13 protein-coding genes are annotated in these 11,152 nt (G+C 41.9%); 2 read left to right on the top strand and 11 right to left on the bottom strand.

What is annotated here, in order from left to right; all coding sequences use genetic code 11:
• A partial coding sequence (locus ACT3SX_RS06010; RefSeq protein ID WP_444761694.1) for a hypothetical protein occupies positions 1 to 387 on the top strand: 387 nt, incomplete at its 5' end.
• A gap of 255 nt (positions 388 to 642) precedes the next feature.
• Positions 643 to 1,002 (top strand): ACT domain-containing protein, encoded by a 360-nt coding sequence (locus ACT3SX_RS06005; protein WP_263972675.1) that lies wholly within the window; start codon positions 643 to 645, stop codon positions 1,000 to 1,002.
• 47 nt (positions 1,003 to 1,049) lie between these two features.
• Here the strand turns inward: ACT3SX_RS06005 and ACT3SX_RS06000 are convergent, their stop codons facing one another.
• The 11 genes from ACT3SX_RS06000 to ACT3SX_RS05950 all read right to left on the bottom strand — a co-directional run bounded on the left by ACT3SX_RS06000 (position 1,050) and on the right by ACT3SX_RS05950 (position 10,657).
• A complete protein-coding gene (locus tag ACT3SX_RS06000; protein ID WP_192520814.1) occupies positions 1,050 to 1,235 on the bottom strand; it encodes a hypothetical protein in 186 nt (61 codons plus the stop codon).
• A 21-nt stretch (positions 1,236 to 1,256) separates the two neighbouring features.
• Positions 1,257 to 2,003 (bottom strand): pyridoxine 5'-phosphate synthase, encoded by a 747-nt coding sequence (locus ACT3SX_RS05995; RefSeq protein ID WP_192520813.1) that lies wholly within the window; start codon positions 2,001 to 2,003, stop codon positions 1,257 to 1,259.
• Positions 2,004 to 2,053: 50 nt separating this feature from the next.
• Positions 2,054 to 2,929 carry an N-acetylmuramoyl-L-alanine amidase gene (locus tag ACT3SX_RS05990; RefSeq protein WP_192520811.1) on the bottom strand — a complete coding sequence of 292 codons (876 nt, stop codon included), beginning with the start codon at positions 2,927 to 2,929 and terminating at the stop codon, positions 2,054 to 2,056.
• Between the two features lie 110 nt (positions 2,930 to 3,039).
• Positions 3,040 to 3,285 (bottom strand): hypothetical protein, encoded by a 246-nt coding sequence (locus ACT3SX_RS05985; protein ID WP_192520809.1) that lies wholly within the window; start codon positions 3,283 to 3,285, stop codon positions 3,040 to 3,042.
• A 23-nt stretch (positions 3,286 to 3,308) separates the two neighbouring features.
• A complete protein-coding gene (locus ACT3SX_RS05980) occupies positions 3,309 to 3,794 on the bottom strand; it encodes a type II toxin-antitoxin system HicB family antitoxin (protein WP_442061979.1) in 486 nt (161 codons plus the stop codon).
• The gene (locus tag ACT3SX_RS05975) at positions 3,787 to 4,047 is read right to left on the bottom strand and encodes a type II toxin-antitoxin system HicA family toxin (RefSeq protein ID WP_192520347.1); all 261 of its coding nucleotides are present in this window, start codon (positions 4,045 to 4,047) and stop codon (positions 3,787 to 3,789) included. The genes ACT3SX_RS05980 and ACT3SX_RS05975 overlap by 8 nt, the downstream gene beginning before the upstream one ends.
• A gap of 198 nt (positions 4,048 to 4,245) precedes the next feature.
• Positions 4,246 to 5,022 (bottom strand): MOSC domain-containing protein, encoded by a 777-nt coding sequence (locus ACT3SX_RS05970; protein WP_192520349.1) that lies wholly within the window; start codon positions 5,020 to 5,022, stop codon positions 4,246 to 4,248.
• A gap of 205 nt (positions 5,023 to 5,227) precedes the next feature.
• Positions 5,228 to 5,641 carry a ribosome silencing factor gene (rsfS, locus tag ACT3SX_RS05965; protein ID WP_192520346.1) on the bottom strand — a complete coding sequence of 138 codons (414 nt, stop codon included), beginning with the start codon at positions 5,639 to 5,641 and terminating at the stop codon, positions 5,228 to 5,230.
• Between the two features lie 142 nt (positions 5,642 to 5,783).
• Complete coding sequence (locus ACT3SX_RS05960; RefSeq protein ID WP_192520345.1) at positions 5,784 to 6,707, bottom strand: nicotinate-nicotinamide nucleotide adenylyltransferase; 924 nt, start codon at positions 6,705 to 6,707, stop codon at positions 5,784 to 5,786.
• Between the two features lie 378 nt (positions 6,708 to 7,085).
• Positions 7,086 to 9,233, bottom strand: a complete 2,148-nt coding sequence (gene pta, locus ACT3SX_RS05955) for a phosphate acetyltransferase (RefSeq protein ID WP_442069601.1) — start codon at positions 9,231 to 9,233, stop codon at positions 7,086 to 7,088.
• Between the two features lie 194 nt (positions 9,234 to 9,427).
• Positions 9,428 to 10,657, bottom strand: a complete 1,230-nt coding sequence (locus tag ACT3SX_RS05950; RefSeq protein ID WP_192520343.1) for an acetate/propionate family kinase — start codon at positions 10,655 to 10,657, stop codon at positions 9,428 to 9,430.
• Positions 10,658 to 11,152 lie beyond the last annotated feature (495 nt).

Raw genomic sequence — 11,152 nt, 5'->3', positions numbered from 1 at the left:
GAAAGTTTTAAAATAATGAATAACGATGAAGCAGCAGGAGATAACGTCAATATGATGTCAACTAATGAACAAGATAATCACCCTGAAAATAACTTCGATACGATAACCGGCTTAATCAAGAAAAAAGGCAAATGTCTTTATATAGATGACTATTTAATTCTTATTCAAACTGAGCATTTGTCTTTTAACGATCATATATCTGCTTTATATGATGAGGACAAGCAAGCCAGTTTCGAGATTGGGGATACGGTAACCCTAGGCGGGTTCTCAATGGATTATTCTGACCTTACGGACAACGATATGGGGTCTAATACGGAATGGAAAAATCCATATCTTTATGAGTGTCAAGCAGATAAAGTATGGATAACAATTGATGTTGTCTCTTGATTTAATGACATTAAAAAAGTGCGTAGGTTGGATAAGCAGCCTGATTTGATTGTTAAGGCTTGATAGTTTTTAGAGCTAATCCTGAAAAGCGTTAAAAAATTGCACTGCAATTTTAGATTATCAAAGACGACTGTTTACAGCCTGACAAAGTTAGGTAGCGACTCAATACCAGTATCAAATACTAGAGTTAAATAAATTCAGGACTAAGAAAATGGCAGGAATTAAAGACTTAAGTAAATTGCTTGATTCGATGCGATGCAGCCAGAGCTTGTAGATGAAGCGTTCGTATTTTGCTCAGTAGCTGATAAGTTAGAACAATATCTTCACCTAGAACCGATAGCTACGTTTAAGGAGCCAGAAGGTCTAACTTTAGTATTAACCAAGCATAAAGCCGAGGAAGCTGGTTTGAACTACGAAGGTGTTTTTCAGCAAATTACTTTAACCGTACATTCAAGCCTAGACACCGTAAGTCTAACCGCAGCAGTGTCAACCAAATTGACCTCAAAAGGTATCAGTGCCAACGTGATCGCTGCCTATTATCATGACCATATATTTGTATCGAATGACAAGGCGGAGCAGGCGCTATCGGCGTTAAAAGAGCTGGGTCATAAATAGACAGTTTGAAATTTTATATTTGCAAATCTGTATCGTTAACGTCTAAATCATTTCTTAATTTCTTTCCGAGCCTCAGCAATCAATTCATGAATCTTAGCACTTTCCTTTAGCACGCAAGCATCATAAGCAGAAAGCGGTTTCGCTTCCTGCTCATCTGTCTGTGCTTGCTTGGCTTTTTCTTCTAGATATTTCTCAAGCTCGTTTTGTTGCTCTTTACCTGTTAAGTCACTCATATTGACTCCTGCTAATGCTTTTTAATCACATATTTTTAAATACTGACGCACCACATTATCCATGCCTTGTTCCAGCGACTCAATCGTAAACGCATGACCAATCGACACCTCAGCGATATCACTAAGCGCGAGCAGCTCAGCCAAATTATCCAAATTCAAATCATGACCAGCATTGACGCGGATACCGTTTTGATTGGCTAGATTGATACAGTCGCTAAAGCGTTGCTTGACCTCATCGAAATCAATATTGTCATCGCTCTTACCATTACTGTAAGCGCGCGCCCATTCTTCGGTATACATCTCGATCGTCTGCACATCACTCTCGATGACCGCTTTGATTTGTTCGATATCAGGGTCAATAAACACCGCACAGCGCGTACCGAACGCTTGCAGCTCTTTGCTTAACGTCGATAAAAACGCATGATGGGTGATGATGTCAAAGCCATGATCTGAAGTCAGCTGATCTTCACTGTCTGGCACGAGCGTGCATTGATGTGGTTTTACTTCACGAATGAGTTTTAAGAATTGCTCGTTTGGGTTGCCTTCGATATTGAACTCAATCTCTGGATAGTCTTTTAAGAATGCACTGATATCATAGACATCTTGGTATCTGATATGACGCTCATCGGGTCTCGGATGTACGGTAAAGCCTTTAACGCCTAGGTCGATCAGCTTTTTTACAAAGTACAGCAGGTTAGGGTAGTCCGTACCGCGGGAGTTACGGATTAAAGCCAATTTATTCAAATTTACGCTAAACAATGTGCTCATAGTATTTCCTTTTTCATTGTTGTTATGGATAGATTTTTGATTGTTAATGGCTAATAAAAATTGTCGCTATCAGCATACTTCTTATTTAATGCCTTTAAAATAGCATAAGTTTCTAAATCTATTTCGCCCGTTGGGTTACGCGGTCGAAAGTGCAACTGAAATGCATAAATGACATCACGACTGGCCTTGTCCCACTCGTCGCTACTGTTAATCTGATAGCCATAATCACGAAACTGCTGCTTAATCTCAGGTATTGTGGCTGCCGCAAACGCTTCTATGTCCATAAACGCAAACTTATCAGCGCCATCATACCAAGCGCCGATAGCATATTGTTTATATAGCTGCTCCCAAGGAAACTTTGCACCGGGGTCTATTTTACGCGAGGGTGCCATGTCTGAATGACCGATGATGTTTTTGGGTGAGATGTCGTATCTTGCCGTGATATCTTGCACCAACTCCGCGACCTTTTTGATCTGTAGCTGGTCAAACGCCACATAATGGTCATAAGGATGATACGCCAGCGTACCGTCTTTTAGCGCATCCTTATATTCAGGCGCAATGCCTACATTGACGATCTCTATACCGATAGAGGTATCGTTTAATATCGTGCGTCCTGCAAACCCGCCATCACCGGCATGCCAAGCGCGCTCGTTCTCTGGTACGAGGTTATAAATTTTATCATCATCATTATCTAACACTAGATAATGGGCGCTGACCTTGCCTGTGGTCAGTGTGTTGATAGATCTTTCATTGTCTGAGACCGTATAGTGCAGGACAATGGTTTTGATGCGTTCGCTTTTGCCAGTGGCTTGATAGGTTTTACCATCTACGATGTAGCTCTTGGTTGTCGCGACGGGAGAGGTCGTGGTCACGCAACCAATCAAGGGCAGCGTTAGGCTAAACGCTAAAAAGATGTTTTTTACCATGAAATGCTCAATAAAAAAGGTGTGCTATAAAGCTCACCTTTTTGTATATACTAGTTAGAATGTTGGTTGTTTTATCGAAAGTACAAAGCTTATACTCGACCATAACGCGATCACATATCAGCCGCACTTACTGCACTCTCAGTATGCTCATCAACTTTTAATAAGCGAACACTATCGAATTCAATGATAATACCCTGTTTCGAGCCATCACCGTCTTTCGATTTAAACTGTCCACCATTTATTGTTGGAACAATTAGCGCTAGATAATAACCTTCAGTTATGTGGCTCTCTTTTATCAATAGTTTTGTGATCTCTTCTAAGCTGAATTTTTTCACTTCATTTGCCTTGTCCGACATAATACACCTCGACAATTTATTCGTTAGCACAAGCTATTTGGTTGCATATCTACATCATATACAGGTGCTGTTTCTTTACCCGAGGGTATGAGGTTGTAGTGAATCGATTCGGTAAACATATATTGCATAGGTTCTAAATCCACTAGTGCATAATTTATTTTTAATTCTTTATTATAAAAGTAAAAATCAATACATTGATTAATAAACTTATTTAAATTAAGACCTAAAATGTTTGCCTCATTGATACATTGACGGTGCAATTCTTCAGGCATTCTAATATTAAAAGAGCCACTGCAAGGTCTATTGGGGCATTTATTTTCTTCTACACACATTTCTAAGTATTCATCAACTGCTGCTTCGAATGCCATCTGTAATTCAGGTAGTGTTTCACCATCGTACATAACAAGATCTTGAATCATTTGAACCTTGCCAAAAAGACACATATCCTCAGTACTGTACTCTATCGAGCCAGTATAATTTTTGTACGAGAAGTGCTGTTTATTAGTCATTGTCTAACCAAACCTTATTATCATCAAAATTTTGAATAACTTGACGGATGTAACATTTTTTCATGATCGATTGTGGATGAGGTTCGTGAAAACTCATAGACAAGCCAGTGTTTTTATTAATGAATTTTCTTCTGGAGCCGCTACCTTTTGCTAATTGATAGTCGTGTAGTGATAGTAATTTGACAAACTCATCCCATGTGAAATCTACTGGAACAGTTTTAAAGCGTTTTATAAGTTTTTCTGACTTAGACATATAGTACCCAAATGCACATGATATTTGCAACTACTTTTTAGTTACATTGTTATGGTGAATTTTTTATATACAATATATAGTGCATTTTAATAAAATAACTACTACATGTTGTTTGCATACAATAGTCTATAAAATAAAAACGTAAAATGCTAGATTATTTTTATAAAAATAATGTGATAGTACGGTATTATTTAATTTTTATACTAAACTCTTCCGAACCTTCTTAGCCAACACCTTTTTCCAACTATCTTCCAAACACTCAATCGCGAGCCACGGTTCAACTACTTCAGCGTCGTATTTCTCTTTAGAATTAGACAGTTGCCATAACTTTTCAAGTGTCGCAAACGGATAGGGGCGTTCTATCAAGTAAACTGGCAAATCTGCATTAATTAGACCATCACGCACGACTTGGAAGTACCAGCCAGAGATACCTTGTTTACTGACCCATGCCGCGATATTCGGCACTTTGGTAAACTGTCCGATTTGGTCGTTAATCTTGTAGCAGGGGCGGCGCGGTTGAACGATGCGTAGCTGGACACTATCATCATTACTATTGTCTTGACCGTTCTCAAAATGTCCACCATATTGAAAAACGTCACCAATGCAAACCGTAGACTCAGTCATTTCTGGTAGACCATTAACGGCTTCGGTCGTGAGGTTTTCACCCAATGTACCGACACGCACGTTTAGGTCAAACTCAGCATTGATTTTGTCATAAGTCGCAGGTGCCAGTTGATGCACCGCTTTTAGTGGGCCACCATGATGTTTGCGATCGGCTTGCTCATCCGTCGTTAACCCCATGAAGTTGACCGCAACAGGTGCTTTAACTGGCGCTTTATCAATGGCGCTCATTTCTTCGCGCGCGAATGGCATGGCCTTACCAGCGCGGACACAGGTTAGGGTGGCGATATGTAAGGGTAGGGTATCATTAAAGTCTGATTTGGGGTCTTCTGTCGTTGGTAACGTCGGTATCATCGATTCTGTACTCATAAGCGATTCTGATTTATTTAAGGTCTGATCAACAGACCCTAGTATCGACTATAGCGTAATTGTGAACCATTTTCAGAATATTTATTAGGGATAGAGACAGTGTTTTTTGCATAAAAAAGACCAGAATAGTGATTCTGGTCTTTTTGGTAGTGCATGTTTTAATGTTGGACGGATATCGTAATCAACAATCTTATTTGACTTTGTTACGACGGCCTGCCGTTTTCTTTTCACGCGGGGTCGCAACTAGCTCAGCCAATTGGTCAGGTGATGACCACAGACCTTCTAGGTCATAGAACTCACGTGCTTGAGGCGTCATAATGTGGACGACAACAGCGCCCAAATCAATCAATGTCCAGTCAGAGTCGATACCGCCTTCACGGCCAAGTGGCATAAAGCCCGCTTGCTTCGCCTCTGCGCCGACACTGTCAGCCATTGCGCGTACATGGCGCTTAGAGGTACCGTTAGCGATGACGATGCGTTCTGTTACGTCAGTTAATGCTTCTACATTCATTACAGTGATGTTCTTTGCTTTCATATCGTCTAGAGCATTTTCAACAACGGCTAAGCATTTTTTTAAACGTTCTTCAGTCATGGTATTGGTCATAAATTTTGATCTCTTGAATCGTAAATATTAAAAATAAAAAAGGTAAATCGTCAATTTGCATGCGTTGGCATTGTCGAATGAGCTAGATGTCGCCCGTCACGTATAGAGACAGGGTAGGCAAAATGACAAAGATAAGGCGATTTTAACGGAATTGAGCAGCAGAATATAGCTGATGGGTGATAATATATTGATAAACAGCAGGATTTAGCCATTTAGCTAATGGATTGGGTTCAGTATTGTCCATGATATCATTTATTGGTTGCAAAGATGCGATTTGCGTTTCGGCAGTGTGCTTTATATTTAATGCGTGAGGGGGATTGTGAAGTTGCTGACGTACTTGCGTGCTAGATACGGCGGTCACAGGGCGCGCGTCTACGTAAATACTGCCTTGGTGTTTATTATTTTGTAAGCGACTGCTATTTGCGGCTATATGAGAGTTAGCTGTTATGAGTTCATTGGGCGAACTAATAATGAGAGGCTGTAGTTGATTGGGTAATTGCGCTTGCAGCTCAGACACAGAAACGTCTTGGTTCATGGTGTTTTTGTTCATGAGCTTTTCATTGGTTTGAGAAGAGCCGCTATCGTTGTCATAAGTCTCAGATAAGCTATCACGATTAAAAACCCACAGATTGACATAATCAGTCAGCTCAAGCCCTTGTTTCCATTTAGTCAAACTTAGCGCGCTGTCCATACCAATGATAAATATCAAACTGTCATTCGGATAGCGCTGCCGTAACGCCCGTACGCTATCGATGGTATAGACAGGTGGTGTTTGCCAAAGCTCAAGCTCGTCTATCCGTATGGGAGTATTTAGTGTTGCGAGCTTTAACATGGCTAAGCGATGATTAGGATCGGTGCTTTGTTGTTTAAAAGGTGAGCGAGCATTAGGTAACAGTGACACATGCAGCTCACGATTTAGCTGCTTGGCTAGTGGCAATAAATGCTGATAAACGTACATCGCTATTTGCACATGACCTTTATGCACAGGATCAAATGAGCCACCAAGATACGCACGAATGGCAGGCGCAGGATATTGAGTCTGTTTATGGTTGGTGATATTAGACATAAATAAAGGGAGCAAATGGTTGGCAAGAAAATCTTACCGCAGGTTTAAAAGAGAGAGTAGCGCTATTGTAGTGGGCAAGCAGGTATATGTCACTAGGGCGTGTCCTCAATTCAATCGATAGCCATCTAAATAGGTTAAAAATGGCTAAATCTTGCCAAACGGCGTCAAATAGCTGACTAATATCTCGATATTATCTGCGCTGTTTTCCTTGTTTGACGACAATTTATCTCATTTTTATCACCATTTTTAAAATGAGGACACACCCTAGTAGCGCTCAAAACCCATAAACAGTATTAAATAAAAAATGCCTAAGAAAAAGCCGACTATCAATGAGGTAGTCGGCTCAATCACAGGATTTTTTACGATCTGATTGAGTGATTAAATGGCGTCACTATATGCCTGAATTGCAGTAAGCGCAACGGTGTAAATGATGTCATCAACCAACGCACCACGTGACAAATCGTTTACTGGTTTATTTAGACCTTGGAGCATCGGTCCAACACTCACAACGTTGGCACTACGCTGTACCGCTTTATAAGTGGTATTACCTGTATTGAGATCTGGGAAGATAAACACGTTTGCTTGACCAGCGACAGGCGAGTCAGGGGCTTTTTGTTTACCGACACTCATGACCGATGCGGCATCGTACTGTAGCGGGCCATCAACTGCTAGGTGAGGCGCGCGCTCACGGACTATTTGTGTGGCTTTGATGACTTTTTCGACATCTGCGCCTGTACCTGATGAGCCAGTTGAGTAGCTAATCATCGCAACTTTTGGTTCGATACCAAAGGCGGCGGCAGACTGAGCAGACTGGATAGCAATCTCTGCCAACTCTTCTGCATTAGGGTCTGGGTTAATCGCACAGTCACCATACACCACGACCTGCTCTGGTAGCAGCATAAAGAAGATTGATGATACCAATGAGTATTGTGGTGCAGTCTTAATCAATTGAAAAGCTGGACGCACAGTGTTGGCAGTGGTGTGGATAGCACCAGAGACTAGACCGTCAACCTCATCCATTTGTAGCATGATAGTGCCTAAGAATACCGTATCTTCGAGCTGTTCAGCGGCGACTTCTGGAGAAGTTTTTCCGTTACGGCGAGCAACCACTGCATCAATATACTTGCTCATATCAAGGCTGGCAGGATCGAGAATCTCTAAACCTTCTGGCAAGACAAGATCGCGGTTCTTAGCAACTTGCTCTACATCTTCGCGTTTTGCAAGTAGTACACAGTCAGCGATACCACGGCTTTGACAGATACAGGCAGCTTCTACTGTACGTGGTTCAGACCCTTCAGGCAGTACCACACGTTTTTTGGCATTTTGTGCTTTTTTGACGACCTGATGACGGAAGGCAGCTGGTGATAAACGTGGCTTATACTCACCGCTGAACTGCTCTTTGATCCAACCTAAATCTAAGTGTGCAGCCACATAACGTGTTACTTCTAGGGCGCGTTCAGTATCATCACTTGGAATCTCAGCACTCATGTGTAATAAGCTCTGTACGGTCTCAAAGCTATCTGCTTCGACACTCATGACAGGAATACCTGTCTTAAGAGCTGATTGCCATAGCTCAGCCACGGTCGCATTTGGTGACACGCCACCAGTCAGTACCAAGCCTGCTAATGGCACACCATTGATACAAGCCAAAGCCGCAGCGAGTAACAAGTCATCACGGTCACCAGGTACGACGATGAGTGTGCCACGTTTGAACACTTCGTCTACCCGTGTCACTGAGCGTGCAGTTAGGCTAATCTTGTTGATACGACGTGTTTTGGCTTCACCAACATTGATCCAAGTGGCATCAAGTTCGGTGGCGATATCCCAAGTACGAGGTACAGATAATGAGTCGCTAAATGGCACCACACCAATTAGGCGAAACTGTTCGGTATCAAAAGAAGGAGATAAGCGCTGTACTTCTTGAACGAAATTTTCATCTAAACTCACAACCGCCTCACCTGGCGCGACTGGTTGATTCTCAAAAGTGTTTGGTAAGTCATGCACTCGCATCAGAATGCAGCCTAACGTGCGATCAGAGGCCATACCACCAAACTCACGCGCATGCACATCAAGTTTATCTGCTAAATGAGCTGGGTTTTTGGTATCAACAGTACTAACAAAGATGATTTTGGCATCTAAGGCATGAGCAATGGCACGGTTGATTTGTGCGGCATAAGAGGCTTCTGTGGTTGATACCAAGCCTTCACAGATGACGACACCATAATCACCTTCGATGGAGTGATAGTTTTCAACGACTTCTTCCATCAAGTCATCTAGATTGTCATCACCGATCATACGCTCGACGCGCTGACGGTTGATAGATTTGGGCGGTGTTAGACCAAATGCGTGCATGGTTAGTGCGCTTGAGCTGTCCAGACTATTCTGCTTGTCGAGCGTATCATCTTGCAGAAATGGTTTCATAAAACCGGCTTTAACACCGTTATAATCAAATGCACGAATAAGACCTAGTGCTGCTGATGTCACGCCGATACCGCGACTAATGGGAACAAGTAAAATGGTTTGCATAGTATATCCTACTATTTGTTTTGTTATATCTATGAAGGGGGTATTGCTGATTGGCTACAACGATGATGCTTGCTGCATCGTTCATTTGTAGTATTGACTGAGAATCGAGCAGCTACTCAAAGGCCTACGTTATATAAATAATTTTTATATAACATAAGCCATTAAGTAGGTATCGTTAGATAGCCAAGCTATTTTTATTTCAGACCTAATGCCTGACGGGTTTCTTTAGCAATCTGACATTCTTCATCAGTTGGAACAACCCACAGCTCAATGCTGCTATCTTGCTCTTGGAAGTTTCCTTCAGCACCACCGACCAGCTCATCGTTTTTGTCAGCATCAAAATTGATGCCGAAATGACGCATGACATCTAAGATACGCGCACGTGTGGTTGATGAGTTTTCACCAATACCACCAGTAAAGACAATACCAGTAAAGTCAGGCAGCGCACAGCTGAGGCTGGCTAGATATTTACCGACACGATAACAGAACATCTCGATGGCGAGCTGAGCATCTTTATGTCCCTCGTTTGCCGCTTGTTCGATAGTACGCAAGTCATTAGATAGACCTGAGATACCCAATAAGCCACTTTCGCTGTTGAGCATGGTATCTACTTCTTCTAAGCTCATACCCAACTTACGCTTGAGATGAATATGTAGGCTAGGATCGACGTCACCACTACGTGTGCCCATCATCAGACCTTCAAGTGGCGTCAGACCCATGCTAGTATCTAAGCTTTCACCATTATAGACAGCAGACGCTGAGCAACCGTTACCTAAGTGGGCGGTTAACCAACCATGTGGACCTTTGGTATCTGTGAGGGTGCTAGCACGCTCTGATACGTAGGCATGCGAAGTACCATGGAAGCCGTAACGACGGATTTTTTCTTCTTCGTATAATGCTTTTGGAATCGGATAGCGGTAGGCAACAGGTGGCATTGTTTGGTGAAAGGCAGTATCAAACACGACTACTTGTGGAATATCAGGATAAATGGCTTCAACCGCTTCAATACCTAAGGCGTTTGCTGGGTTGTGCAATGGCGCTAAGATTTTTAGGCGTTTTACTTCATCAAGTACGTGTTGGTCAACACGAACTGCTTTTGAGTATTCACGACCACCATGGACCACGCGATGACCAACAGCAATAAAATGATATTGCTCAAGTAGTGCTAGAATTTTTTGTAGAGCTAGCTCATGACGTCCACCAGGGATTGTGATTTCAAGTTTTTCACCGTTTAATGTAGTATGCTTGATGCGAGCGGTATCGAGCCCCAAGTTTTCGGCAAGTCCTGTAATACGGGTGGATTCGTCTTCGCTGATGAGTGCGTATTTGATTGAAGATGAACCGCAGTTCAGAACCAAGGTAGGGTTGATTAGTTTTGATCTGCCGGTATTGCGGTCATTAAAGATGGGGGTGCTATCGCTCATGCTCTATCCTTAGATTATGTTTTTTGATAAGTGGTAAATCATAGCGGATTAACTTCCGCTAAACAAACAAAAATCAGCAAACCTGTCATAAAAATGAACTAAGCGATAATTCGCTTACAGGTTTGCCAATAGATACTTACTGGTCACTTTACTTGGTTGCTTCTAGCAATTCATCAAACAAAGCAAATAATTTCGCAGTATAATGTAACACAATTAAAATCTTATACCACAGTAACTATAAGGTTTAAGATTGAACTTCGTCAAGTACTGTTACATCTGTACACCGGATATCGTTATAAAATGACAATTGCTATAAAGGCAGGATTGTCCACAATAAAAATTGTAAGAAAGTTTTTCAAGATTGTTTTTGCCCGTGTTTTTCGCTATGAAACGGCTCTAAATTTACAGCAAATGCCATGTAACTTTGCTAGTCTTCGTTTGGTAGTTTTCTGAGCCTACGTTAAAAAAACAGGCTCAAAAAACCATCGTTATCAG

The organism is Psychrobacter sp. AOP31-B2-9 (genome assembly GCF_052378005.1).
Lineage (GTDB): Bacteria > Pseudomonadota > Gammaproteobacteria > Pseudomonadales > Moraxellaceae > Psychrobacter.
This window is presented reverse-complemented; position numbering and strand designations above follow the sequence as displayed.

Bases quoted from the DNA above. Each gene is read 5' to 3' on its own strand.
- ACT3SX_RS06005 (WP_263972675.1), top strand. From the start codon at position 643: ATGCAGCCAGAGCTTGTAGATGAAGCGTTCGTATTTTGCTCAGTAGCT.
- ACT3SX_RS06000 (WP_192520814.1), bottom strand. From the start codon at position 1,235: ATGAGTGACTTAACAGGTAAAGAGCAACAAAACGAGCTTGAGAAATAT.
- ACT3SX_RS05995 (WP_192520813.1), bottom strand. From the start codon at position 2,003: ATGAGCACATTGTTTAGCGTAAATTTGAATAAATTGGCTTTAATCCGT.
- ACT3SX_RS05990 (WP_192520811.1), bottom strand. From the start codon at position 2,929: ATGGTAAAAAACATCTTTTTAGCGTTTAGCCTAACGCTGCCCTTGATT.
- ACT3SX_RS05985 (WP_192520809.1), bottom strand. From the start codon at position 3,285: ATGTCGGACAAGGCAAATGAAGTGAAAAAATTCAGCTTAGAAGAGATC.
- ACT3SX_RS05980 (WP_442061979.1), bottom strand. From the start codon at position 3,794: ATGACTAATAAACAGCACTTCTCGTACAAAAATTATACTGGCTCGATA.
- ACT3SX_RS05975 (WP_192520347.1), bottom strand. From the start codon at position 4,047: ATGTCTAAGTCAGAAAAACTTATAAAACGCTTTAAAACTGTTCCAGTA.
- ACT3SX_RS05970 (WP_192520349.1), bottom strand. From the start codon at position 5,022: ATGATACCGACGTTACCAACGACAGAAGACCCCAAATCAGACTTTAAT.
- rsfS (WP_192520346.1), bottom strand. From the start codon at position 5,641: ATGACCAATACCATGACTGAAGAACGTTTAAAAAAATGCTTAGCCGTT.
- ACT3SX_RS05960 (WP_192520345.1), bottom strand. From the start codon at position 6,707: ATGTCTAATATCACCAACCATAAACAGACTCAATATCCTGCGCCTGCC.
- pta (WP_442069601.1), bottom strand. From the start codon at position 9,233: ATGCAAACCATTTTACTTGTTCCCATTAGTCGCGGTATCGGCGTGACA.
- ACT3SX_RS05950 (WP_192520343.1), bottom strand. From the start codon at position 10,657: ATGAGCGATAGCACCCCCATCTTTAATGACCGCAATACCGGCAGATCA.